The 24,625-nt window shown below is 40.7% G+C and carries 21 protein-coding genes; 13 read left to right on the top strand and 8 right to left on the bottom strand.

What is annotated here, in order from left to right; translation table 11 throughout:
- Window positions 1–269 precede the first annotated feature (269 nt).
- From BP621_RS09665 to BP621_RS09635, 9 genes are all read left to right on the top strand, one after another.
- Window positions 270–1,982: a hydantoinase/oxoprolinase family protein gene (locus tag BP621_RS09665; RefSeq protein WP_292389430.1), complete on the top strand. Its 1,713-nt coding sequence runs from the start codon at window positions 270–272 to the stop codon at window positions 1,980–1,982.
- Window positions 1,979–3,556, top strand: coding sequence for a histone deacetylase family protein (locus BP621_RS09660; RefSeq protein WP_292389429.1), 1,578 nt, complete (start codon window positions 1,979–1,981; stop codon window positions 3,554–3,556). The genes BP621_RS09665 and BP621_RS09660 overlap by 4 nt, the downstream gene beginning before the upstream one ends.
- An 834-nt stretch (window positions 3,557–4,390) precedes the next feature.
- The gene (locus BP621_RS09655) at window positions 4,391–7,462 is read left to right on the top strand and encodes a NosD domain-containing protein (protein WP_292389428.1); all 3,072 of its coding nucleotides are present in this window, start codon (window positions 4,391–4,393) and stop codon (window positions 7,460–7,462) included.
- A 752-nt stretch (window positions 7,463–8,214) separates the two neighbouring features.
- Window positions 8,215–10,329: a NosD domain-containing protein gene (locus tag BP621_RS09650; protein WP_394339299.1), complete on the top strand. Its 2,115-nt coding sequence runs from the start codon at window positions 8,215–8,217 to the stop codon at window positions 10,327–10,329.
- A gap of 195 nt (window positions 10,330–10,524) precedes the next feature.
- Entirely contained in the window at window positions 10,525–10,656 is a 132-nt protein-coding gene (locus tag BP621_RS17100; protein ID WP_349682067.1) for a PGF-pre-PGF domain-containing protein, read from the top strand.
- A gap of 65 nt (window positions 10,657–10,721) precedes the next feature.
- On the top strand, window positions 10,722–10,877 hold the full coding sequence (locus tag BP621_RS17095) for a PGF-pre-PGF domain-containing protein (RefSeq protein WP_349682066.1): 156 nt from the start codon (window positions 10,722–10,724) through the stop codon (window positions 10,875–10,877).
- Window positions 10,878–10,912: 35 nt separating this feature from the next.
- Entirely contained in the window at window positions 10,913–11,074 is a 162-nt protein-coding gene (locus BP621_RS17090; protein ID WP_349682065.1) for a hypothetical protein, read from the top strand.
- A 570-nt stretch (window positions 11,075–11,644) separates the two neighbouring features.
- Window positions 11,645–13,018, top strand: a complete 1,374-nt coding sequence (locus tag BP621_RS09640) for a NosD domain-containing protein (protein WP_292389426.1) — start codon at window positions 11,645–11,647, stop codon at window positions 13,016–13,018.
- Window positions 13,019–13,098: 80 nt separating this feature from the next.
- The gene (locus BP621_RS09635) at window positions 13,099–13,758 is read left to right on the top strand and encodes a class I SAM-dependent methyltransferase (protein WP_292389424.1); all 660 of its coding nucleotides are present in this window, start codon (window positions 13,099–13,101) and stop codon (window positions 13,756–13,758) included.
- 101 nt (window positions 13,759–13,859) lie between these two features.
- On the opposite strand, the gene BP621_RS09630 is transcribed toward BP621_RS09635, so the two are convergent.
- From BP621_RS09630 to BP621_RS09610, 5 genes are all read right to left on the bottom strand, one after another.
- A complete protein-coding gene (locus BP621_RS09630) occupies window positions 13,860–14,342 on the bottom strand; it encodes a methyltransferase family protein (RefSeq protein WP_292389423.1) in 483 nt (160 codons plus the stop codon).
- Between the two features lie 68 nt (window positions 14,343–14,410).
- A complete protein-coding gene (locus BP621_RS09625) occupies window positions 14,411–14,713 on the bottom strand; it encodes a hypothetical protein (RefSeq protein WP_292389422.1) in 303 nt (100 codons plus the stop codon).
- Between the two features lie 248 nt (window positions 14,714–14,961).
- Complete coding sequence (locus tag BP621_RS09620; protein ID WP_292389421.1) at window positions 14,962–15,360, bottom strand: molybdopterin dinucleotide binding domain-containing protein; 399 nt, start codon at window positions 15,358–15,360, stop codon at window positions 14,962–14,964.
- Window positions 15,360–16,607, bottom strand: a complete 1,248-nt coding sequence (locus tag BP621_RS09615; RefSeq protein WP_292389420.1) for a formylmethanofuran dehydrogenase subunit B — start codon at window positions 16,605–16,607, stop codon at window positions 15,360–15,362. The genes BP621_RS09620 and BP621_RS09615 overlap by 1 nt, the downstream gene beginning before the upstream one ends.
- Before the next feature lie 10 nt (window positions 16,608–16,617).
- Window positions 16,618–17,082: a 4Fe-4S dicluster domain-containing protein gene (locus tag BP621_RS09610; RefSeq protein ID WP_292389419.1), complete on the bottom strand. Its 465-nt coding sequence runs from the start codon at window positions 17,080–17,082 to the stop codon at window positions 16,618–16,620.
- A 279-nt stretch (window positions 17,083–17,361) separates the two neighbouring features.
- Here BP621_RS09610 and BP621_RS09605 point away from each other — a divergent pair, with 279 nt between their 5' ends.
- Window positions 17,362–17,508: a hypothetical protein gene (locus BP621_RS09605; RefSeq protein WP_292389418.1), complete on the top strand. Its 147-nt coding sequence runs from the start codon at window positions 17,362–17,364 to the stop codon at window positions 17,506–17,508.
- Window positions 17,509–17,562: 54 nt separating this feature from the next.
- Here the strand turns inward: BP621_RS09605 and BP621_RS09600 are convergent, their stop codons facing one another.
- On the bottom strand, window positions 17,563–17,844 hold the full coding sequence (locus BP621_RS09600; RefSeq protein WP_048120764.1) for a ferredoxin-thioredoxin reductase catalytic domain-containing protein: 282 nt from the start codon (window positions 17,842–17,844) through the stop codon (window positions 17,563–17,565).
- Between the two features lie 1,428 nt (window positions 17,845–19,272).
- On the opposite strand from BP621_RS09600, the gene hdrA2 reads away from it, so the two are divergent.
- Window positions 19,273–21,651: a CoB-CoM heterodisulfide reductase HdrA2 gene (gene hdrA2 / locus BP621_RS09595; RefSeq protein ID WP_292389417.1), complete on the top strand. Its 2,379-nt coding sequence runs from the start codon at window positions 19,273–19,275 to the stop codon at window positions 21,649–21,651.
- Window positions 21,651–23,111, top strand: a complete 1,461-nt coding sequence (locus tag BP621_RS09590) for a 4Fe-4S binding protein (RefSeq protein ID WP_292389416.1) — start codon at window positions 21,651–21,653, stop codon at window positions 23,109–23,111. Before hdrA2 ends, BP621_RS09590 begins: the two co-directional genes overlap by 1 nt.
- 79 nt (window positions 23,112–23,190) lie before the next feature.
- On the opposite strand, the gene BP621_RS09585 is transcribed toward BP621_RS09590, so the two are convergent.
- Window positions 23,191–23,643: a universal stress protein gene (locus tag BP621_RS09585; protein ID WP_292389415.1), complete on the bottom strand. Its 453-nt coding sequence runs from the start codon at window positions 23,641–23,643 to the stop codon at window positions 23,191–23,193.
- Window positions 23,644–23,722: 79 nt separating this feature from the next.
- Between BP621_RS09585 and BP621_RS09580 the strand changes: the two genes are divergently transcribed.
- A complete protein-coding gene (locus tag BP621_RS09580; protein ID WP_292389413.1) occupies window positions 23,723–23,848 on the top strand; it encodes a hypothetical protein in 126 nt (41 codons plus the stop codon).
- Between the two features lie 505 nt (window positions 23,849–24,353).
- Here BP621_RS09580 and BP621_RS09575 read toward each other — a convergent pair.
- On the bottom strand, window positions 24,354–24,625 hold a 272-nt coding region (locus BP621_RS09575), incomplete at its 5' end, for a hypothetical protein (protein ID WP_292389412.1).

Genomic DNA, 24,625 nt, shown 5'->3' with positions numbered 1-24,625 from the left:
AAAATAGTATCCTGTGCACAGAGACGCGAAACAATAAGTTGCACTGAACTTTTTCAAAAAAGTTTTATCAAAAACTCTACCAGGCATGTGTCAAGGTCAAGTTGAACCAGATAATACAGGCTTCTACTAAGAATTCATCTGGAACTTGATGTTATTTGAAGTTTGATATTTCTGGTACCTTAGGTTTTGAAATTGATATAACTGATATTTTATATGACATAAGGAAAAAAGATTAAAGAATACATATAGCGAGGATAGGCGAATTGTGAATGCTAATAGGAATTGATGTCGGAGGCACTACCACGGATGCAGTGCTTATCCGGAATGGAGAAGTATATAGTACTGCCAAGGTTTCCACTGAGCACGGAAATCTTCTGAATTCCCTGCTTGAAGCCCTTGATGCTATCAGCAGAGATGTTGATCCTGAGCAGCTAGAAAGAATAGTATTCAGTACAACCGTGATAACAAATCTTATCGCTGAAGGCAAAACTGACCGTGTAGCCCTAGTATTGATTCCAGGACCCGGGGTTAACCCGGCAAGTTATACTTTTCCTGACAGCTTTTATCTAAAAGGAGCTATGGATTACAGGGGAAGGGAGATCGATCCCCTCGATGAGGCCGAGATCAGGAAAACTGTGAGGTTAATCCAAGAATATGGATTTTCGAGAGCAGCCATAATAAGTAAGTTCGGGCAGAGGAACCCTTCTCATGAACTCAGAATAGAGGAGATCTTCAGGGAGGTCTATCCTGGCTGCAAACTGGAACTTGGGCATAAAGTTTCGGGAAAGCTGAATTTCCCAAGAAGGATAGCAACTGCCATGCTTGCCTCTGCTACCAGGGAGCACTATCAGGAATTTGTTGAGAAAATCAGGCAAGCCCTTGAGGAGAGAAATATCCGGGCTCCTGTATATATCATGAAAGCTGACGGAGGTACTCTTCCGGTTGAGAAATCAATAGAATGCCCTGTGGAAACCATCTTTTCGGGACCTGCCGCGAGCACAATTGGAGCTCTTGCCCTTACTCCAGAGGGACAGACCTCAGTAGTAGTGGATATCGGAGGGACTACCACAGACCTTGCATTAATCCTTTCAGGCAAGCCCCTTCTGGCCTCTAAAGGCGCAAAACTTGGGGATTTCCTGACACATGTCAGAGCCTTTGCTGTCCGGTCGATAGCTATAGGAGGAGACAGCGTTGTAAGGGTTAAGGATTCGGACACCGATGCAAAGCTGATAACAGTCGGCCCTGACAGGGCAGGTCCTGCTTACTGCATGGGAGGGAAAGAAACTACCCCTACTGATGCCCTGAAGTTCCTCGGGCTTATTGAGGTAGGAAATCCCAAACGTGCAAGCGAAGCGATCAAAATCACGGCTTCTGAGCTTGGAAAATCCGAAACTGAAACTGCGTCCCTCATTGTTGAGAAGGTTTCAAGGATGATTGCTGATGCAGTTAATGAGATGTTTCTTGAATGGGAACAGGAACCTGCTTACAGGGTATGGGAGGTACTGCAAGAGAAAAAGGCACGGCCTGAGAATGTGTTTGGAATCGGAGGAGGAGCAAAAGGTCTCATTGCAGAGATTGCGAAAAAACTTGGTGCAAAACCTGTTATTCCTGAATATGCCGAGGTAGGAAATGCCATTGGAGCAGCCGTTGCAAGGCCTACGCTTACTCTGAACCTGCATATTGATACTGAGCAGAAAATATACTCTGTCGCCGAGGAAGGAGAGATTGTTAGTCTAAACACAACAAACATTGGGAATCTCAATAAGATACATCTTGACGAAGCTGAAAACCTTGCTACAAAGCTCATGAGAGCACGTGCAAGAGACTTTGGAATTGCCGAATATGCAGGCGAAGCCGAGATTGTTGACAGTGAAGTTTTCAATGTCGTTAATGGCTGGTATACTTCAGGGAGGCTTTTTGATGTGAATATGCAAATTCCTGCAGGTCTGATCCCGGAATGGAAAAGGAGGGAAAAAGCATGAAACTTGGGCTTGGAAAACTCAGGGATGTATTGAAAACCGGTTCTGGAGCAAGTCCTGAGGAAGAGAAGAAAAAGCAGGCAGAAGGGAAAGATAAAGCAGAGAAGGAAGAAATTTTGAAGATTGAAAATGAAGAAATCAAGCCTGAAACATCCGAGGTAAATAAAATGGAATTAAAAAAGACCGGGCTGGAACCAAAAGAAGGACCTTTGTCTCCGGCAGACCGTACTGGGGTCGAAAAAACAGGCCTTATTTTCTTCCCTGCCTTTGACTGGGCTATTTCGCCGACCCATCCGGAAAGAGAAGAGCGCCTTCTCTATACTAGGGACCAGATTTTTGAAGAAGGCCTGATGGACCTGCCAGAGATAGCCGAATATAAACCTCGCCTTGCAGAGTACAGGGATATTGCCAGAGTTCACTTCTGTGTGCCTGATGTAAAAGCCCAGGCTACAACCCCTCACCTGATCGCAGCAGGCAGTTGCCTAGTGCTTGGGGATGCCCTGATGAAAGCCGAGGTCAAAAATGCTTTTGCACTTATCCGGCCGCCTGGCCATCATTCTATGACAGTAGCACATGGGAACAGAGGGTTTTGCAATATCAATAATGAAGCTATCCTTGTCGAGTACCTGAGGAAAAAATACGGGATCCGCAAGATTGCAATTGTGGATACCGATGTGCACCATGGAGATGGAACTCAGGAAATTTTCTATAATGATCCTGATGTGCTTTTTATCTCCTTCCACCAAGATGGAAGGACTCTTTATCCTGGTACGGGCTTTATAAATGAGCTGGGAGGCCCAAAAGCCCTTGGCAGGACGATCAATATTCCCCTTCCGCCAGGGACCCCTGACGAGGGCATACTTTACGTGCTTGATTCCCTGGTGCTTCCGATTCTGAAGGATTTCAAACCTGAGCTTGTCCTGAATTCTGCGGGGCAGGATAACCACTACACTGACCCTCTCGCAAATATGCGCTTTTCCGCACAGGGATATGCGAAACTAAATGAGAAACTTTCCCCTGATATGGCCGTGCTTGAAGGAGGTTATGCAATCCAGAGTGCTCTGCCTTATGTGAATACAGGCATAATCCTTGCAATGGCAGGGCTTGATTATTCTTGTGTAAGGGAACCTGACTTCAAGCCAGGTATGTTTGTCCAGGGTGCAAAGGACAGAAAAACCCTGGAAGAAATAGTTGCAGCCCAGCTTGAAAACTGGAAAAACAGGGACAGGCTTGTAGAGGCTGAGGTGGCAAAACACGGGGACTTCTACCGCCGAAAAAAACAGATCTTTTACGATACGGATATGATTCAGGAGTTCCAGGAAGAAACGATCCGGATGTGCCCTGACTGCCAGGGCTACAAAACCATTGACTCACACGCCCATAGGGGTGTAGACGATACCAGAATCTTTGGGGTTTCGATTCCGATTTATGCTTGTGAGAACTGCCAGGCTGAAGCCAGGGAAGAATACAGAAAAAGGTTAATTCATCCGGAATACGAGTACGTCTACCTGCAGGATAAAAAACAGGATGAATACAGAACATATAATATCAGAACAAAGAGGGAAACGGTTTATTGAGATTAAGAATTTTTCTATAACTAGGAAAAGATTTATTAAATGTTTACAGACTTTTTTCTTTTATCCCTGTTTATTTTTCTCAACTTTCAGACTCTTACTTATCCTTTTCATCCAGTGAGTTACCCGGTCTGAGATGGTTTGATGTGAGTTCTCAGGCTAGAGATTTTTCACAATAGCTACAGGACAGCGAGTGAGTTGCCTTAAGCGTTTAGATTTGAAACTATACCACCTTTTTTATACCACTACCTTTTAAAATGAGATTAAAGGAAGATTTATGCATATTTTTTATGAAAAATTTTTGAAGACAATACCGTTTTTTTGGAGAACTTATTAAATATATTAATTTTACCCTTGTATATCAAAACAATCAGGTTATTCGCAGATTCGCAGAAAATTTAAAAACTGAGATTGGAGGGCTGCAAGTAGCTGAAAAATGCGTCTTTACCAATGACGTCAGTACTCGTAAAGGGAATGAATAAGAATAAGATGTAGTCACCGTTAACTCATTTTCATCTTAGTCAAATTAAAAAATTGTAGGTGTTATTGGGAAGAACCTAGAGAGAATTCCCGTAAGCTACGACTTTGTTTTACGGGTATTGCTTTTTTGATTTCCTCACAACATCTTAATAAAAACCGATATGTTTATATTGTATTCTGTATGTAATTTCTAATTAATTTAAGGAAGTTATACTTTTAATTTCTTTTACATTTAGGGAGGTATTTGAAATAAACAGAATAAAACTTTTGTTACTAACCTTTTTAATACTCACACTAAGCTCCAGCATTGGGGCCGCGGCTGAGATTCACGTCAATCAGACTTCGATACAAGCCGCGGTGAACAGTGCAAAAGAGGGTGATACAATTATCGTACACCCTGGAACTTATACTGAGAATATTGCGCTGACTAGAACTAGCAATTTGGTAATCACGTCAGCGTCACCAAATCCTGATGACACAATAATTGTTTCCAATGACACAACCAAAGATGTAATCTCCGCTAACTCTAGAACCAATTTAGTAATTAAAGGATTTACAATCAGCGGAGCCGCAACAGACCACTCAGGAATCTATCTACTAAACTGTAAGGACTGTACGATAGAGAATAACAAATTCCTAAATGATGCCATGGGAATATACGTAAGGTCTTCCGGTAATGTTATTGTAAACAAAAATATAGCTACTAAAACTAGTGAAACTGGAACCGGTAGAGGCATTAATATCCTGCAGTCCTATTCGAGTACTATTTTGAACAATACGATATCAAATCAGAAGTTTGGGATTTATCTTTCAGGATCCAATAGTAATACTGTCTCAGGAAACTCTATAAGCCAGAGTGATAACGACAGTATAATTCTGGAAAACTCAAACAGTAACATCCTCGAAAACAATACAGCAAACTCAAACGCAAGATTTGGAATTTCTCTTTCGGACTCCAGTAGCAATATCCTGAGAGGCAATAAAGTATCCAATGGGCTCAATGGAATTTACCTAATAACATCCCCCAAGAATGTAATATCAGGTACCCTCTCACGTAACAATACAATCTCAGGTAACACCGTAGATTTCAGCAGTCAACATGATATTATGCTGGATAACACAACTGAAAATACCTTGACCGGTAACACGGTTTCAGGCAGCACATACGGGATAGCTGTAAGGTACTCCAATAACAACATCCTGACCGGCAACAACGCGTATAATAATAGCATAGGTCTTTACGTAACCCTAACATCCAGCAAAAACACACTTACTGACAATAAAGCTAATTCAAATAGAGGTGCCGGTATCAGTCTTTATAGAGTTAACGGTAACACTCTGGAAAGAAATGAAGCAAATTCGAACACCAATCAGGGTATTATTATAGACAGTTCAAACGATAATAAGGTGTTCAATAATGGCGCATCAAATAATGCCAGAGGTATTTATGTAAGCTCATCATCTAGCGGAAACGTGCTTTCAGGCAATACTGCAAATTCCAATTTAGGAAACAGTGGTTTCAGCGCTGATGGTATCCTTCTTGAGAACACTAGTGAGAACACCCTTAACAACAATAATGCAAACTCAAATAACAGGTATGGCATATATTTAAAAAATTCCAACAATAGCCAAGTGATTAACAATACGGCGCAGAGCAATGTGAGAGGTATCAGCTTGGAGAGATCAGTAGAGAATGAAGTTTCTAATAATATACTTACTGATTGCTCTGATTCTGGATTATACCTCACGGTTTCCACTAATAATAGTCTTTCCAAGAATACGGTTGGCAATAACGGTCAATACGGTATCGCCCTCGATTCTTCTGAGAACAACGAAATCTCAAGCAATAAAGTCAGTTCAAACACTATTGGAATTTATATGTGCCCAAGAAGCTATGGAAACAAGGCTTATGATAACTATTTTTACAATAACGTTAATGCACTCATTAAAAATAACAGAAGCACTTGGTACATAGAAATAGATAAAGGCAAAAATGTTATGGGCGGGAGCTATATAGGAGGAAATTTCTGGGGACACCCAGCAGGGATGGGTTTCTCAGATAATAAATCTAAACCTGATGGAAACGAGGACGGTATTATTGATGAACACTTTGTCTCATCTGACGGTGTTAAAGAATCAGCCAATGGCAATATCACAGACAATTACCCGTTGAAACGTGTAATACTGCCTGTTGCAGACTTCAGTGCCAACCCCACAAAAGGAATTGTCCCGCTCACGGTCGAGTTTAAGGATCTCTCAAAGGATGCAACTTCGATAAGCTGGGATGTTAATGGTGACGGAAAACTAGACGGTAGTAATAGTACCCTTGTTTATGTGTATAATACCCTGGGAACCTATAATGCCACTCTGACAGCAAGCAACAAAAACGGCGAGAACTCAAAATCTGTACAAATAATTGTAGAAGGAATTAAGCCTGTTGCAGACTTCAGTACCAATGTAACGAGCGGCTATGCTCCCCTTTCAGTCCTGCTTACCGATCTGTCGCAAAATGCAACCTCAAGGAACTGGGATATAGGTAATGATGGAAGTGTGGAGTCTACAAATGCAACAATTGTTTATGTGTTCACAACTCCGGGAACCTATCCTGTTAGCTTAACTGCGATAAATGAAAACGGCACTTCCCCAGCAAAAACCGCTACAATAACTGTCACAGAAAAAAGCAGTTCAAGTGGCGGCAGTAGTGGAGGAAGCAGCCACAGCAGCGGAGGTAGTGGTGGCGGCGGCGGTGCTGGTAGTTCTCCTGAACCCCAAAGTAATGTTCAAGTAAAGGAACTTTCAAAGGCACAGGTTTCAAACGGAAACCCTGTAAAGTTTGAGTTTCCAAAGAACGCAACATGTGTTGTTTATGTTACTTTCGATGCAAAGAAGACAGCAGGTAAGACCACAACCATTGCTGAACAGCTCAAAGGAAAATCAACTCTGGTTTCACCACTCAGCTCGGGAGAGGTCTATAAATATTTCAATCTCTGGGTTGGAAACAGCGGGTTTGCAAACGCAAAGAACATTGAAAATCCAGTAGTGTGTTTCAAGGTCGAAAAGTCCTGGCTGCAGGATAAGAAAATTGACCAGAATTCGATTACGCTCAATAGGTACAACGATAAAAAATGGTCACAGCTGCCAGTGAAATTATTATGCGAAGACAACAAATACCTGTACTTCACGGCAGAAACACCAGGCTTCTCGTTCTTTGCAATAGCAGGAAAAGCTGTAGAGAAACAAAAAGTGACTGAAACAAAGCCTTCAACAAGCACTTCAAAACCCGAGCAGAATAATACAGCATCGGAAACAAAAACAGAAGACAAACCAAAGCAGGTAACAGGAAAGGATAAAGTATCAAGTATACCCGGATTTGAAACGGTATATGTAGTGGCCTGCCTTATTATGGTATTCCTACATAGAAGAAAGTAAAGAACAAGAAAAGAAAAAAAATAGAATTAAAAGATTAAAATCCGAAATTAAAAAATAAAGAAAAAAATCAAGATAAAAGAAGTCGAAAATAAGGAAAAGGATAGGATTAAAAAGAAATTGAATATAAGAACGCAGTACTTAAAGAACAAGATGAAGGCATTAAACCTTCATTTTTACTTTTTAATTCTTATTTTTTGGTTTTTGTAACTTTTCTTTATTTTTATCACTTTTCTTTATTTTTATCACTTTTCTTTATTTCCTCTCGCAGTCTTGGTTCTTCTTATATTTGCTAGTTCTTTTCTTATTGCTCATTTTCCCAATTTTTAATTATTTATCCTTATTTATATGTAAAGTTTATTTTTTTTACCGTTTCTGTTTTGTGGAGCCTTCTCATTCCTTTCTGTATACATGGAATCTTGTTCTTACCTGAAATTTTATCGTGAACAGTGCAGGAGATAAACTCTAATTTTGTAATTAATTTTGATTTATCGGATTTGACAAGTGCTTTTCATGTATGAGATTTTTACGTATGGCAGACATGATACTAATTTAAACAAAGCTATTCGGGACATCAGAAAAAAAGAACTATCTGGTTTCTTTATTTGAGCTGGCTCTTGATACTCTTACTTGCTATTTTTATCTCTTTATTTTGATATTAGTCTGATCCAATATATTTATATGTATTAATGTTTAAAACCTATTTTATTAATAAAGAATTAAACAATAACTTACATAATAAGTGGGGGATTTAAATAGACAAATTTGTAACTTTAGCGGTAGCCATTGTTATTTTTACATTTGGTTCGGGTATCGGCACTGCGGTCGAGCTCACGGTCCAGCCAGGGGAATCAATACAGTCCGTAGTAAATAATGCAACTTCCGGAGATGAAATAATTATAAGTCCCGGAAATTACAATGAGAATGTCGTAATAACGAAAGATAATATAGTTATCAGGTCAAGTTCTGGAAATCCTGAAGACACCATAATTACGGCCAACGATAACGCTACAAATATATTCTCTATAGATGCAGATAAAGTAACAATTATGGGACTGACTATTACAGGAGCCGGATTGGACAGGTCAGGAATCTATCTATCCGGGTCCAATAACTGTACCATAGAAAATAACAAACTCGTTAATAATGCCCTAGGGGTATATGTACAGTATTCAATGTACAATAGTATCCTCAACAATACAGTGAAACAGGGAAAAAGAGCAATTAATATTGAGAGATCACACTATAACACAATCACAAATAATGACATCTCAAGCCAAAGGTTTGGAATTTATGTTAGTGCTTCTGAAGGAAACAAAATTTCGGAAAACAAGGCAAATATGAATTCTAACCACGGTATTATCCTGGAAAACTGCAACAATACCAGGCTAGAAAATAATACCGCAAATGCAAACAGCGGTTCTGGTATCCAGATAGTGTATTCAAGTACTAATAACTTGATCGGTAATAAAGTAGACTCAAACATGGGTTATGGAATCTCGTTTACCGATTCAAGCAACAATAGTATTATAAACAACACAGCGGTCAACAGTAACCGGGGCATTTTCCTGTTAAGATCAGGTGAAAGCAAGGTTTTGAATAATCTGGCTTTAAATAACCAACTCGGTATCCGGATTTCTTCAGGAGTGAACAGTAATATATCAGGAAACGAAGTCTCAAACAATAATAACTCGGGTATCTCTTTACTGAACTGTGTTAATTGTAATGTCAGTGAAAATCTGCTGTCAAATAATACTCTCGGAATAGATCTGGAATTATCCAATAATACCGTTACTCTTAATAATAGCATCAAAGAAGGCGGAAGGGGAATTAGCCTGCGGGGCTCGAGTTATAACATGGTGTCAAATAATATGGCTTTAAACAACAGGTATGGAATTTATATCATGCGCTCGCAGTGGAATACGTTATTTAATAATACAGTAAGGACAAGCGTTAATCACGGCATTGTGCTGGCAAATTCCACTGACAACAAACTTATAAACAATGTTTTAACCTCAAATGGAGGTCACGGGGCCTATTTGACTAATTCTAGTGTCAACACCTTTGAGAATAATACAGCTTCAGGTAACAGCAGAGGTATTTATTTGATATCATCCGGTGGGAACAATATCCTCAACAATAAGATTCTGGATAACAGAGAATATGCAGTCCTGCTATCTTACTGCATAGACAACAACATTTCCGGAAATGAAGCTTCCAATAGCGGCCGTGGAATTCACCTGAGCACTTCCCAGAATAATATTGTCTCAAGAAATATTATCACTATGAATAGCATCTCAGGCATTTTCATGAGTTCTACAAGCAATGGCAATGCCGTATTTGATAACTACTTTAATAACGTTTTTAATTCAGACGTTAAAAGTGGAAGTGAAGGAAACGTTTGGAACACGACAAAAACCGCTGGCACTAATATTGTTGGCGGACCGTTCATAGGAGGTAACTTCTGGGCTAAACCTGACGGCTCAGGATTTTCCCAGACTGCAACTGATGCGGATGGAGATGGAATTGCTGATGCTGCGTATAAACTTCCAGGCAATAATTACTCGGACTTCCTGCCTCTCGTAGGTGGCCATGAACCCAAACAGTCTGTCATGCCTCAAGTAAACCTCAATACCAGTACTGGAGCAACCAGTACCGAGACAACTGCCAATGAAACGAAGATGACGGCAAACGAAACCGCTACTAACAACACGGAAACAAATAAGACTGAAATGAATAAGTTGGAAATAAATAAAACAGAAACAGCTGTCAACGAAAATGAAACATACGCGAACAACACAGAACCAATTGATGACAGTGAAACCAAAATTGGCCTCGATGAGACAGAAGATGCTGTGCAACTTGATTGAAGGAACCTGAGAAGAGTTCAAAAGATCAAAGCAGCAAACTAAAGCTTTGGGGGTGAGGGCTTGACCCTTCATCCCATTTTTACTATTTTTGTTTTTTCTGAGCGGTCTTCCAAGTATTTCTTTAGATTGTTTAACCTTCTTTCGTAACTTTTTTTGAATTTTAATGTTGAGTTTCACAATTCTTTTTTCGGATAGATGAACTTTTCAAAGCTTTATGACAGTGGAAAGCCTATAATGTTTGATTTCACAAAGAACGCGACCTGTGTTGTGTATGTTAGCTTTGATGCAAAGAAGACCGCATGTAAGATCACAACCATTGCCGAGTAGCTCAAAGCGAAATCAACTCTAGTTTCAGTACTGGACTCAGGCGAGGTGTATAAGTACTTCAACCTATGGTAGGAAACAGCGGATTTGTAACTAAAAAGAATATTGAAAAACCTGAAGTATGCTTCAAGGTTGAAAAGTCATGGATGCAGGATAAGAAGATTGACCATAATTCAATCATGCTCAACAGGTACAATGCAAAAAAGGGTCACAGCTGCCTGTGAAATAATTAAATGAGGATAACAAATACCTGTATTTCATGGCAGAAACACCGGGATTCTCATTCTTTGCAATAACAAGAAAAACAGTAGAAAAAGAAAAAATGGCTGAAACAAAGCCTTCAACCAAAACTTCGAAACTTAAGATCAATACACAGCACTGGAAACAGAACCCGAACAGAAAACTGAACAGGGAAGGGTAAAGTCACAAGCATACCCGCGTTTGAAGCGCTCTATGCAATAATTTTCTTGTTGTATTTTTATAATAATAGAAGATAAACGTGTGATTGAGAAATAGAAAAACTCAAAGAATTTATTTCAAGAAGGGATGGAGATTTGGTATCTTCATACTGGTCTTCAACTTTTGTTATTTTTCACTGAATGTCAGTAGATTTAGACATACACTAACATTATATTTTTATTTCTGTTTGTCGACTAAAGCCAGAATATTTATATTTCTTTATACATTATTCCCGCTACTTTGACAATTAGGATGGAACATTCCATAAATAAAAAGCAAAATTCCATAATATATGCATAAACACATGCGGATTCCTACATATTTTTGATGCAAGGATCGGGTAAAGCATCTCTATACGGTATTATAAAAGGATTTACTTTAGACTAAAAGAAGATTTATTTTAGATCACAAGAGAATTTACACGACAACTTATCCGTAATTTAAACAATCATTTAAAGCATGTTTGATAACAATATCCCATTGCTTTTCTTGAGTGGATGGAGGGATTGGAATAGATAAATTAATTACTTTATTGTTAGTTTTTTTAATCCTGATATTAAGCTCTGGTATTGGAACTGCGGATGAGATCTTCGTCCAGTCAGGAGAGTCCATACAGGCTGCTATAAACAGTGCGGTTTCAGGTGATGTGATAATTGTAAAGCCGGGAACCTATACCGAGAACATTAATGTAACCGTACATAATCTGGTAATAAAATCAGAGTCTGGAAATCCTGCAAATACAATAATAATGGCTAAAGACCCAGCTTTAGATGTGTTCAGTATAGAGTCAAATAAAGTTACGATCAGCGGGTTTAAAATAATGGATTCAAAAAAAGGCCATGCAGGGGTCTATATGTATAAGTGCAAAAACTGCACTATTGAGAATAATAGATTGCTGAATAATACTGTTGGAGTACATCTAAAGAACTCGGATTATAATGTACTTCTTGATAACCTGATTGGAAAAGGTGAGAAGGGAGTTATTGCTGAGCAGTCCAACTATAACACGATCTCCGGAAACAGAGCTTCAAAAAACAGGTACGGATTCAATGTTCCTAATTCTGAAGGGAACATAATCTCAAATAATACGCTCTCGGAAAACAAAGAATATGGAATCTCGCTTTCAACTGGAGTAGGTAATACCCTCTCAGCAAATAATGCTTCCAATAACGGTAGAGGTATCTACCTGGGCAATTCTGACAACAATAAGATCTCAGACAATACTATTACTTCAAATGAGGTTTATGGGCTTTTTATCTGTCCCAGAAGTGACAAGAATAGTGTCCTCAATAATTATTTCAATAACACTGTCAACGCCATACCTAATAACGGGTCCGGCAATATTTATTATATCGAAAAAACCGCAGGCACGAACATTGTCGGTGGGCCTTACCTCGCAGGAAACTACTGGGCAAGGCCAGATGGACTGGGGCCCTCGGAAATCACGCCTGATGCAGACGGAGACGGCATTGCTGATAAGGTTTACAGGATTGAAAACAGCAGCTATGTTGATCGCATGCCCCTTGTAGCCGTTAAGGTTAAGGAGCCGATTCTTCCTGTTGCAAATTTCAGTACCAATGCAACCAACGGTTATTCTCCCCTTTCAGTCCAGTTTACTGACCTTTCGGAAAATGAAACCGAAAGGAACTGGGATTTTGAAAGCGATGGAAATATTGATTCGACAGATGAAAAACCGGTTCATACCTTTACAGAACCTGGAAACTATACCGTTAACCTTACTGCAAACAACGAAAACGGGACTGCTTCTAAAAATTATATAGTAACTGTTCTTGCAGGAAGCGAGATTCAGAACGCCGTGCAGAATAAAATTACGGATTTACCTGATTTTGAATTGATGTATGGTATACTTGGTTTGCTTGCGGGCTTCCTGTATAGAAAAAGATGAAAAACTTTGAAGAGGAAAAAGGTTAACGAAACGTAAAAAGTTAAGGAAAAACAAAAATCATAAACGAGAGTAGGGGTTTAATGGGGCTATGGAAGAGCTTTGATAGATATGCAGAAGAATATGATGCCTGGTACGAGAAATATATACCTGCATACGAATCCGAGCTTCTTGCCCTGAGAGCTTTTCTTCCCGAAAATCCGAAAAAATTGAAAGCCCTTGAAATCGGAGCCGGCACAGGCAGGTTCGCTTCGGATCTCGGAGTCGGACTAGGGCTTGAACCGGCACGGGCTATGGCAATGCTTGCAAAGCAACGCAGGATGAAAGTCATGCTTGGGGTTGCGGAGTTTCTTCCCTTTAAAAGAGGGAAATTTGATCTTATTTTAATCGTTACTGCACTTGCTTTTTTTGAAAATCCGAATCAGGCTCTCAGGGAAGCCCTCAGAGTCTTGAAACCAGGCGGACAAATCATAGCCGGAATTCTTGATAGGGATAGTCCCCCGGGCCGCTGCCTAGAATCAGGGAATCAAAAAGGCAGGTTTTTTTCGGAGGCCCATTTTCTTTCTGCAGCAGAGTTATCGACATACCTGCTGGAAATCGGGCTTGAAAATCTTGAGGTTTGCCAGACCCTTTTCAGGCAGCCTGAGAAAATCGAAAGTGCTGAGTTTCCACAAGAGGGACATGGGAAGGGAGGTTTTGTAGTACTTTCTGCCAGAAAATCTGTTCAAGAACATGGAGATTGAGGACTAATTTCTGTGTACTATAATTTCTGTTAAATATTATCTAAATTACACTCAAATATATTTTTAAATTTAAATGAATATTTTTCCACAGTTAATGATGCTTATATATGCTTACGAAGCTTAAATGTTTCAGGTATAAATCTTCCTGTTCTTTCTTTATACAGATTATAATCTGGATACTTTTGAATAAGCAGTTTTTCTTCGTATCTGGACTTGAGATAATAGAAAACTAAGGATATAACCGCTACTGCTATGCTTGCTGAAGTTCCTATCAGGAATGCAATTCCAAAGGACATCTGAATAAAACTGCTATATATGGGATGGCGAATATATGCATAAACTCCACTTGTTACCAGTTTGGCAGAGTTATTAGGCCTGGGGGAAGCATTCAATTTTAGCTTATTAGTAGAACCATGCTCTTTATTAGCCATGATGAACAAAATAAAGGCAAAAATTAACAATAAATACCCTACTGGTTTTAAAAAAGTATATCTAGCCTGTTCTACAAAAGCACTGAGGGGAAACAAAAACCATAAACCCCATTGAATAGCCATAATTATTCTTTCTTCTTTTGCCTCTTCCATTCCAGATCAATTCCAATTAGACAGTAGAGTTTGTAATGTCTGGTTTTAATTGAGACCTTAGGCATATTTTACTTTTTAAATCTTAAAGTGTCCATTTTGCTCTTTATTTCTCTTAACCTTTCTTTCCCAATCTCAACAATTTCCATCAGTTCCTGATACTCATTCACTGAAATTAAGCGCCCTAGAGGTAGAGTTTTTACAACATTCCCATCCGAATAGAGAAGAACACCATTCCAGGCTGCAAAGTGATAACCGGAAAGGTACTCACAGGGTAGCTCCCACCTTGAGTCCACATTTTCAAAGCCTTCAAAGCGGTAAAAAGTAGTCCCGTTTTTCAAGACTTTTGTAAATTTCAGGAGTTTACTGGCCATATTCATTCTCATCCAATTTGCAGTTAAACAAACCATAAAAAGGAAAATAAAATAATTTTGTAGTTTTAAAAAATTTAAAGTGGTTTTAAGGATTTTTAAGAATTTTTAAGGGATTTTAGGGAGCTTTAACAAAATTTTAGAAAATTTTTACGAAGTTTTTAAGGAAATTTTGATGAAATCTAAAGGAGTTTAAAAGGAATATTAAGGGGTTTTTAAGGAAATTAGTTAGCCCTTACCAGAAAAGGCATTTAAAGCATAAGTTCAGTCACTTTTTCCCCTTTTGCGCTCGTAACGGTTACGGATATATCTTTGAATTTAGGTACTCCTGTACCTCCGGTTTCGTCCGAGATCAGCATATTGGACCAAGGACTTTTGGGCATATATGCAATACCTCTGTGAGGAGTTTCGTATCCGGATTCCTCAGCCTTTACCACGACTCTTCCAAAGGAATTTTTTAAAATGACCGTCTCGCCTTTTTTCACATCCAACTGTTTAAGATCTGCAGGGTCCAGCTTTACCACAGCAGATAAGTCCCTGTATTCTTCCCCAAAGCGGTTTTCGAGCATAGCCTTATCCTGAAAGATGTCCCTGTAAGTTATGATTTTGACTTTTATTTCGGGAGCTGCAAGAAAAGATCCAAAATCCATCAGAGTGCCTCCATTATTTTCTTGAGAATTACTTCCTCAGACGGGTGATTTGTCTCAATAGCTGGCTCAAAGCTAACTTTAACCCCATCCATGCGTATGGCACTTCCCCCTGCTTCTACTCCACTTATTGCGGTATTGATGTAAACCTTTGAGTGCTTTGAAGTTAGGGTTTCACAATGATCCATTGAGATAACAGGAATTTCCAGCATGTTCTTCGCAATAGATCTGGGAAGGATTAAAAGCGGGTCAGAACCTATTATGAGAGCCGCATCCACAGATTTTGCTTTAAGAGACTCAACAATTGAGTACTCGGGCCCATGCTTTACAGTCCCGTTTTCAAATTTGACGCTGTTCACGTATCCTGTTTCTGCAAAGAGATTTTCGTTAAAGCCCATTGTATTACAATTTCCTACCATGGGTATGAGGTGGAAATTTGCTTTTTCATTCAGGATCTTCATAAGCTTGAAAAGGGGTTCAAGGTTTTCAAGCGAGTAAATGAGCCCGCGCCCTACAAAAATCACTCCGAACTTTGCCCCTTTAAGGATGTTTGCCAGTTCAAGGAGTTTCTTTGGAGGATAGTTGTAAGATGTTTTGGGAAGCTTTCCAGAAAGCCCTGCAATCAGGGCATCGATAAATTCTGCATCCCCTTTTGGAGGAATCTGGAAGAAATAATTCCCGCAGATCTTTGCGGTATGGGACTTCCGCACATCGATTGCGATGGCTGTCCTTTCTTCTTCCCAGCCCCTCTGCTTTTCGGTTCCTCTTGGGAAGTAGGAATACTTAGAAAGTTGGCGAGGATGAGAATCCGATGGATCTGTTCCCCAATATATAATAACATCAGCTTTATTCCTTACATCGTCAAGAGTGCAGGTCTTAAGCTTATCCTGAATGAGAGCCTCAGCCAGTGGGCCCAGGCAGAATGAGGAGGTATCATCTAGAGTAGCGTTGATTTTCTTTGCAAGCTCAATTGCTGCTTTTTGGGTTTCGTTGATGGAAGTTCCAAGCCCGAAGATTAGAGGATTTTTGGCGTTTTTAAGGATCGATGCAGCCTCTTTGATCGCAGTAGCCTCATCTACAGGCTTATTATCAACCAGGAAGTTTGCTTCGTTCCTTCTTGCTTCCTTCATGTGGGCAACCCCTACTCTGCAGGCTGTATAAACTTTATTTACAATGTTCTTTTCGGACTCAACCTCAATATCGTCACAAAGGAGTCCGCAGCCTGTGCATACATAATAGTTTTTCTCCATATCCGCTTCCTCACACAAACTCTATTGCCTCTACAGGGCAGGTTACTATACAGCCATAACATAGAATTTTGTTCTTTCCGAAACGGCGGCATTCCCCTAAGTTCTGGGCTTTTACAATACCGTCTTCTACGGCCAGAACCAGCTTATTAGCATTCGTGGGGGCATTTCCCGAGCCTACTCCATGGGGATCATTTGCTACATTCGGAGGACAGGCAACCACACAATTTCCACATCCGAAACATAAGTCCTCGTGCACTATAAGCCCGGTTTCGGTTACACCTTCGGTCGGCTTGAAGAGTTCGCTCATCTTTTCATAACTTTCTCTATACTTTGATTCTTCCTTAAGCGGCGGGCAGTCCTCGGGTGTGAGCTCGTGGGACATAAGAGCTACTGCAAACGCCATACAGGAAGTTTTTCCACACTTTTTGCAGTTCGTTTTTGGAAGCATCTGATAGAGTTCCATTGCATTTGTCATTACAGATCACCCTTGAGTCAAATTTTTATGTCAGCTTTCGTTAAAGAGTATCCAGGTTGAAAAGTATGATTAAAAAGCAAAATTAAGCGTATCACTGAAAATGTATGTCAAATAACCTTTAATTAAATATATATAAGTACTCTTCCTTAAACTCTCTCTTTTTTGTTCTCATCGTTACTTTTAAGTTACAGTAGGAATACCCTGTAAACATTTACAAACCGCTGACCCACAACCGCTGACCCACAACCGTTGCGCCGGTTGATCACGCTGTGTAGGTCTTTGATCAAGCTTTCTCCCGGAAAGGTTGCGGTCAAGCCTTTTTTCAAAAGGCTTCAGGCAAGTCTTAAGACTTTGATGTCCTTAGGTAAGCAGGCTTTTGTTTCCGGGTCTTTTGGGTCAGGAGATCTTGCAAATGAATTTCCCTGATATTCGGAAACGAACTGGTAAAGTCTCTTTGCAGGCAAACCGAATCTGCTGAACTTAATTTGCTTTGAAGAAAAGTTCGCAGTGGCAGTTTCCGTCCCTTTCGACTTCTTCTTTATGATAGATGCAGGGACATACAATCTTTCTATCTTCCTTTTCATCTCCGGTAACTATTCTGCAGGGACAGTAACGCCTTCCGAATTTCTCAAGCTTAACTGTAAGTCCATCAAGCACATAGTCAAGAGCTTCTTTATCCGGGTTAAGTCTGTAACCTGCTTTATCTGCATATTTCTGAGTCCATTCATACATTTTCTGTTTTAATTCATTATGATCAGCCATAAAAAGAACTCCTTTACTTTAAATTGAAGCAATCCTGAACCTTGATGAGAAGAATATGTGAATCAGATATGAATCCACGTGAGCTGTTTATAGATTGGGAATATTTGAAATATACTAGAATAAAGTATATTGGAGACTTTTAAGTTGTATGAAATACTTATGGGAATAACCTGAGTACTTAGCGCCAACTTCGCCTGTAACATTATTAACCTTTAATTTTGTTTAAGTTATTTTATAAAAATACTTTCTCCTGCAGGAATTAACTAACTCAGCGCAATATAACCAACTTTTCTCACTTACGTCCATGTAATCAATTTATCTCACTCACATTCACACAACCAATTTTTCTCACGCATGTCCTTGTGGTCAATTTTATCTCACTAGCGTCCATATAACCAATTTCATTCCACTAACGGACCATATAACCAATTTTCCATTATGATTTTTCTTAAATTGTTCGTTTGAAACTGGTTTCTGGATTACGAATTAAGTTCTCAAACTATAAATCAATTGGTAAAACTCCAGTAACAACGCCGAATTAATGATGTTAAGGCTTTTATCCGTTGTCCGGCAGCTATCCGTCAAACTGCGGATACGTTAAAGCAGAGTCATATAATAAGCAGAGTCAATATAATAAAGAAGCAGAGTCAATATAATAAAGTTAGGCTATAAAGTTAAATTCTGGTTAATTTATTGGCTTGTAATAAATAAGAAAGTTAATATACTAATAAATATAAATTCTAATATATAAATAAACTGTGAAATTTTGTCACGTAACTAAACTGTTGAGTTCTGTCATATATAAATAAACTGTTAAATTCTATTATATAAATAGACTGTCATATTAGATTATATAAATAAACTATTGCAGACTAATTTGATATGACTTACGCGGCTGAAACGAGAAATCAATAGCGTTGAACCTTTAACCGTCTAAAACTCATATTTAACTATAACGTCTATTGTTCTTGGTTTTGTATATGAAGTGTGTAAGTCCTAATTAATAAAAACGAACTAACGAAAAAGAATTAATGAAACCGGGCGTTTAGAACATACTGGAAATTATCTGAGTTCAAAATACTTAATCAATTTCGATAAATATGGGAAAGCCTTATGAAATAAAGGTTTTGATTTTGTACAAAACACCTATATTTTTATCCCGCTCAAAAGAAAAAGTATAGGGATATAAAAGTAACAGGTTAATGAATTCAAAATGATAAAAACCCTATCAGTTTAAAAAAGTCTTTGTTGATGAGCTGTACCAACCTGACTTTTCTGTATGGTAAAATACTCTGGATACACGGCTCTGAGTTTATAGTCCAGAACTTTTTAGAAATTACAACTTCAAAGTTAGATTAAAAGTTAATATTAACCACGATTTAGTCGTTAACGTTCAACATTAAACACAGGTATATGGAGTCACCAATTATGCGAATCGGAGTCTATATTTGCCACTGCGGGCTGAATATTGCTGGAGTAATCGATGTACTGGCTCTGCAGGAGATGGCAGCTGAACTGGAAGATGTGGTGCTCGCCCGGGAAGTACAGTTTCTATGTTCCGATTCCGGACAGGAAGGCATCATTAAGGATATAAAAGAAAACAAAATTGACAGGGTTGTGGTCGCTGCCTGCTCCCCGAGGCTGCACGAAAAGACCTTCAGGCACGTAATGGAAAAAGCCGGGTTGAACCCTTACTTAATGGAAATGGTAAACATAAGGGAGCAGTGTTCCTGGGTACACGCCGATGACCCCCAGATGGCGACCCAGAAAGCTTTTGACCTCATAAGAATGGGGGTTGCTAAGGCAAAATTCCTCAAGGAATTGAGTGCAACAAGTTCCAGAGCCAGCAGAAATGTACTTGTCGTAGGAGGAGGAGTTGCAGGAATTGAGGCAGCCCTGAATCTTGCAGAAGCCGGTTTTCCAGTCATAATGGTAGAAAGGGAATCCACGATCGGAGGCAAAATGGCCCTGATGAATGAGGTCTTTCCCACAAATGACTGCTCCATCTGTGTGCTTGCCCCTAAAATGACAGAAGTTCAAAACCATCCGAATATTACCCTTTACACCTACTCCGAGGTTACTGATATTTCCGGATCTGTCGGTAAATTCCATGTAAAAGTTAAACGCAAGCCCAGGTTCATACTTGAAAACAAATGCAAAGGCTGTGTCGACCTCTGCGCGGCGGTCTGTCCCGTAGAAATGGAAAACCCCATGAATTACGGGGTTGGAAAGACTAGAGCCATATATATGCCAATTCCTCAGTCCGTTCCGCAGGTAGTGCTCATAGACCCTGACCACTGTGTCGGTTGTGGGCTGTGTTCGCAGGCCTGCCCTGCCGATGCCGTGGATTACGAGCAAAAACCTGAAGAGATTGAGTTTGAAGCTGGGGCGGTTATTGTTTCAACAGGTTACCAGCTCTTTGATGCCTCCAGGAAAAAGGAGTACGGGTTTGGGAAGTATCCTGATGTTATAACAAATATGCAGCTCGAACGCATGCTTAACTCTGCAGGGCCTACAGGCGGAAGAGTCCTTGTGCCGTCCACAGGTAAACCCCCTAAAAGCGTGGCATTCATCCAGTGTGTTGGGTCAAGGGACAAAACCGTTGGCAATGAATACTGCTCAAGAGTTTGCTGCATGGCAGCACTCAAAAATTCCCAGATGATTAAGGAACGCTACCCTGATACTGAGATCACAATCCATTACATTGACATCCGGGCTGCAGGAGAAATGTACGAGGAATATTATACAAGGACGCAGGCTATGGGCGTTGATTTCATCCGGGGGAAAGTGGCCGAAATTTACGCAGGCGAAGACGGCAGGCCTGTACTTCGTTATGAAAATACCCTTGAATCCCGGGTCGAAGAAGAGGCCTGCGACCTTGTTGTGCTTTCAACAGGCTACGAGCCCAGCAAAGCGGCAGAAGGTATAGGCCGGATGCTAAATCTTGCCAGGCGGCCAGATAGGTTCTTTGCAAGTGCCCACCCGAAAATGCGCCCTGTAGATGCTCCGGTCAGCGGAGTTTTCCTTGCAGGCTGCGCCTCAGGGCCCAAAGAGATCCAGGTCTCGATTGCCCAGGGGAGTGCATGCGCGTCCAAGGTTATGCAGCTCCTTGGAACAGGAGAACTAGAAGCCGATCCTATGGGAGCCCATGTCGATCCTGAAAAATGCATAGGGTGCCGGACCTGTCTTGAGGTCTGCAAATTTGGGAAAATAAAAATAGAAGATAAAAAAGCTGTTGTAGATGAGGTTTCGTGTTACGGCTGCGGAGACTGCAGTGCAGCGTGCCCTGTAGGGGCGATCCAGATGCGAAACTTCGAAAATGAACAGCTTCTTGCCCAGGTTCGGGCTGCAACTGCTCACAGATCCCAGAGTCCTTTCATAGTGGCTTTCCTCTGCAACTGGTGCAGTTACGCCTGTGCAGACCTGACCGGGATGTCGAGGCTTCATTACCCAACAAATATTAGGGTTATCCGTACCATGTGCTCGGCAAGGGTAAACCCAGAATTTGTGCTTGAAGCCTTAAAAGGCGGAGCCGATGGAGTGCTTGTTGCAGGTTGTAGAATGGACGAGTGCCATTACATCCACGGGAATTTTGATGCAAAACAAAGAATGGATGTCTTAAAGGAAGTTATAAAGGAAATCGGGCTCGACCCCCGACGGCTGAGAACCCTGTGGATCTCGGCTGCCGAAGGAGAACGCTTCTCAAACACAATTGCCGAATTTGTAAAGGAGCTTGAAGAAATAGGGCCCATAGGAACCGAACTCAAGCTTGAAGAGCCTGAAACCGAACTCGAAGAGGTGGCATAATGAGTGAGGAACACCCCGAACAGGAAACTCACGTCTGCAGAGGTTGCTGCGGGGCCGGAGAAAACGAAGTTACGGAGCCCGAAATCGATGAGTTCAAAGCCGATGAGTTAGAAGCTGGTGATCTCGAAGCCGAAGCTTCCGAGACTGCTGAGGGTGAAGCCCAGGAAAAGATCACGGTTACGACCAGCATGGATCTTCAGGACTCCCATTTTATCTATACACAGGCCACTGAGAAATCCATCAAGACTCTGGATTATGATTACAAGCGCTGTAACGGCTGTGGGATTTGTGCAGAAATCTGCCCCACAAAAGCGCTTGAAATGGGCCCCCTCCATGAAATTGCAACAGGGCTTGACGCGCCTGCTGTGATGATGGATCTTGAGAAATGTACCTTCTGCAGGATGTGCTCAAACCTCTGCCCTGTTCATGCCATCACCTTTGAGGCTGTAGGAGAGGTTACTGATGAGAAACAGTATCCGAAGTACGATACCTTTGTTAAGATCAACGAGAAGTGCCTCCCCTGCGTACTCTGTGAGGGAGCCTGCCCTCAGGATGCGATCGAGGTTGAGTTCAGCTTCCCGAAAAAAGAAGAGATCGCGCCTTTAAAGGAAGGGGCAGAAGGTGAGATCGAAATTGACACGGAGAAATGCAATTTCTGTGGAATCTGCGCCCGGTTCTGTGACGCCTTCATCCTTCTCGAGCGTGAACCCACACCTGATAATCCCGTGCCTTTTGAGCAGATTCTTGTGGACGAAGACAAATGCGATTATTGTGTGCTCTGCCAGGATCTCTGCCCTGAAGAAGCAATAAAGGTTAAAGGGGAACGACCCTGTGAAGCTCCGAAAGTTGAAGGGAAAGTTAAAGTCGACGAGCTGAAGTGTACGCAGTGTGCCCGCTGCAAGACTGTTTGTCCGTATGAAGCCGTAGACCTGCAAAAACCTATGGAAGGGGAGCTGAGCCTTATTGAAACGAACCTGAAGGAATGCGATCCTCAGGGCTGCCGCGGCTGTTTTAATGTCTGCCCCTCCGAACTCTGGTATGTGCCAACAGACCCTGAAGACCCGCGAAAGATTGCTTTTGCAGAGGATTTCTGTACCTATTGCGGAGCCTGTGTGAAAGCATGTCATCTGGACGCTATCAAAGTGGACAGAACCGGGGTTCACCACACCGAAATTCCTGATACCCCATGGACTGCCCAGTGGAGGGATGCAATCGAGTCCCTGAAAACAGGAGTAAGGAAAGGAGTCGACCGTGCAGTACCCAGGGAAACCGAGACCCTTAAAGCCCAGAAGTTCATGGGCATAACTCCTCCTGGAGTTGACGAGGAAATGCTCGCAGCCGTGCAGGCAAAGCTTGAGGCCTTAATGCCAGCCCTCAGGAGCGTTAAAGTCAGGAAACTCTGGGAAACCGACTCTCCGAAAAATGCAGCCGCAGCCGTGAAAAAGAAAATCGAAGGTTGAAAGGTAAAAGCTGGAGAAAAGAAACTGAAGAAGATGCAAAAGTCGGAGGCTTCACGCCATAGCTTGTCTGAGCTTAACCTCAGGACTTACACTTTTCTCTTACAACCATAACAGGCACCTTTGAGTGCCGGACAACGTTTCCGGCAACGCTGCCTAAAAGCAGCCGATTAATTCCTGTTCTGCCAAGAGTGCCCATAACAATAATATCCATTTTTTCTTCTTCGGCGTACCGGATAAGTTCATCTGCAGGATTTCCTTCAAGCAGGACAGGTTCCACAATAACTCCTTCTATCTCTCCTGCTCCTTTTACGTAGTTTACAGCCTCGCTTCCTTCTTTTTCCAACGCCTTATGTATTATTTCCCAATCAAAGTCCACAGCCCTCGAAGAAAAGTATTCCATGGAAACTACATATACTGCATAAATCTTTCCTCCACTTAATCGGGCAAGCTCTATTCCATTATTTGCAGCCAGCCTTGAGCAGATCGAGCCGTCAGTTGCAATCATTATTTTCTTAAAAGTAACGTTCCCCATGCAGAATCCCCATTTACTCTATTCACCTTCTATTCACCTGTAAGAAATATATAATGGCATCGGATTTCAGAAAGTGAGGATGCCAGGTACTTTTATGTCTGGAAATTCTTTGGTTTTCGACAAAGGTGTAAAGGGAGCAGAACCAGGTAGTATAGGAAAAAGTACGATCAACGCCACGCTTCGCTTGCGTGTTAAAGGAAGCTAAACTAGGTATTACCATGGAAATTGTGAGAAACTCAAAACTATAATTCTATATATGGGAAAAAATTATTGTATATTTATGGCAGACTTTCTTGGGAATTTCCTATCCACTATGAAACGAAACGTTCCATACTTAAAAGACCAGGACGTAAATTATGAAGTAATGCTTGGAGTATTGATGCATTTATTCCTGGTCATTTGTATTATTATTTTATTATACCTGTTAGCAAGAACGTGGCAATGTACATAATTTTCTGTAAAATCACAAATTTCAAGAAGTTTTAGAGACGAAAATACCGCTTCAGAAGAACCTAATTTCATACTGTGAGGAAAAATTTGACTTCAAATTTACAGCAAATTCGCGACACTGCCAAGAACCCCGTTCATGTAACTTTAAAAGGTTGCGATAAAAACAAGTGAATTATATTTTTGAGGCTGAAGGCTTCGGTTTTGCATCAATATGGATTATTCGAAGTTTTATTCCCTTATCTCTTTCTATTTTTATACGTTCAGTCTCCAAATTCTCTTTTATTCCTGATATCTTTAGTATCAAAGTCAAATATGATGAAGAATCCTAAGCTAACTTCTTCGGAATTCATATACGTTGGTAATTGTTTACTTAAACCGTGAGCTAATTTTGAATTATTTTCTTTTTTTAGCTCGACGTGTGCAACAGTATTCACAGTAGAAGAAAATATAAAATATATTGGTCCTCTTCCAGTCTGGACTTCTCTTGTTAGATCTATTCCTTTATTACTGTGGGAGCGCAGAGGGTCACGAA

The organism is Methanosarcina sp. UBA5 (assembly GCF_002505485.1).
GTDB lineage: Archaea > Halobacteriota > Methanosarcinia > Methanosarcinales > Methanosarcinaceae > Methanosarcina.
This window is presented reverse-complemented; position numbering and strand designations above follow the sequence as displayed.

What these genes read in the sequence shown, in the direction of transcription:
- BP621_RS09665 (WP_292389430.1), top strand. Translation starts at nt 270, where the DNA reads ATGCTAATAGGAATTGATGTCGGAGGCACTACCACGGATGCAGTGCTT.
- BP621_RS09660 (WP_292389429.1), top strand. Translation starts at nt 1,979, where the DNA reads ATGAAACTTGGGCTTGGAAAACTCAGGGATGTATTGAAAACCGGTTCT.
- BP621_RS17100 (WP_349682067.1), top strand. Translation starts at nt 10,525, where the DNA reads ATGAACTTTTCAAAGCTTTATGACAGTGGAAAGCCTATAATGTTTGAT.
- BP621_RS17095 (WP_349682066.1), top strand. Translation starts at nt 10,722, where the DNA reads ATGGTAGGAAACAGCGGATTTGTAACTAAAAAGAATATTGAAAAACCT.
- BP621_RS17090 (WP_349682065.1), top strand. Translation starts at nt 10,913, where the DNA reads ATGGCAGAAACACCGGGATTCTCATTCTTTGCAATAACAAGAAAAACA.
- BP621_RS09635 (WP_292389424.1), top strand. Translation starts at nt 13,099, where the DNA reads ATGGGGCTATGGAAGAGCTTTGATAGATATGCAGAAGAATATGATGCC.
- BP621_RS09630 (WP_292389423.1), bottom strand. Translation starts at nt 14,342, where the DNA reads ATGGAAGAGGCAAAAGAAGAAAGAATAATTATGGCTATTCAATGGGGT.
- BP621_RS09625 (WP_292389422.1), bottom strand. Translation starts at nt 14,713, where the DNA reads ATGGCCAGTAAACTCCTGAAATTTACAAAAGTCTTGAAAAACGGGACT.
- BP621_RS09620 (WP_292389421.1), bottom strand. Translation starts at nt 15,360, where the DNA reads ATGGATTTTGGATCTTTTCTTGCAGCTCCCGAAATAAAAGTCAAAATC.
- BP621_RS09615 (WP_292389420.1), bottom strand. Translation starts at nt 16,607, where the DNA reads ATGGAGAAAAACTATTATGTATGCACAGGCTGCGGACTCCTTTGTGAC.
- BP621_RS09610 (WP_292389419.1), bottom strand. Translation starts at nt 17,082, where the DNA reads ATGACAAATGCAATGGAACTCTATCAGATGCTTCCAAAAACGAACTGC.
- BP621_RS09600 (WP_048120764.1), bottom strand. Translation starts at nt 17,844, where the DNA reads ATGGCTGATCATAATGAATTAAAACAGAAAATGTATGAATGGACTCAG.
- hdrA2 (WP_292389417.1), top strand. Translation starts at nt 19,273, where the DNA reads ATGCGAATCGGAGTCTATATTTGCCACTGCGGGCTGAATATTGCTGGA.
- BP621_RS09590 (WP_292389416.1), top strand. Translation starts at nt 21,651, where the DNA reads ATGAGTGAGGAACACCCCGAACAGGAAACTCACGTCTGCAGAGGTTGC.
- BP621_RS09585 (WP_292389415.1), bottom strand. Translation starts at nt 23,643, where the DNA reads ATGGGGAACGTTACTTTTAAGAAAATAATGATTGCAACTGACGGCTCG.
- BP621_RS09580 (WP_292389413.1), top strand. Translation starts at nt 23,723, where the DNA reads ATGCCAGGTACTTTTATGTCTGGAAATTCTTTGGTTTTCGACAAAGGT.